General features: G+C 47.0%; 1 rRNA gene. It reads left to right on the top strand.

The window, feature by feature from the left end:
* Positions 1 to 139: 139 nt before the first annotated feature.
* Positions 140 to 247: ribosomal RNA gene (locus DS745_RS24355) — 23S ribosomal RNA — on the top strand; the annotation flags it as partial.

The following is a 247-nucleotide window of genomic DNA, read 5'->3' as shown; positions in this document are numbered from 1 at the left end:
AAATCTAGGTAATTTTTCGAAAGAAGCAAGAAGATCGAGGAGCCGAGTGAGTCAATCACCGCAGTGTACATTAACGTACATGAGGATGATTGAGGAATGAAGGCGACGAAGATATTCGCCGCTTATTTCGGAAAATTTAGGTTAAGTTAGAAAGGGCGCACGGTGGATGCCTTGGCACTAGGAGCCGAAGAAGGACGTGACGAACAACGATATGCCTCGGGGAGCTGTAAGTAAGCTTTGATCCGGG

Source organism: Anaerobacillus alkaliphilus (assembly GCF_004116265.1).
GTDB classification, from domain to species: domain Bacteria; phylum Bacillota; class Bacilli; order Bacillales; family Anaerobacillaceae; genus Anaerobacillus; species Anaerobacillus alkaliphilus.
This window is presented reverse-complemented; position numbering and strand designations above follow the sequence as displayed.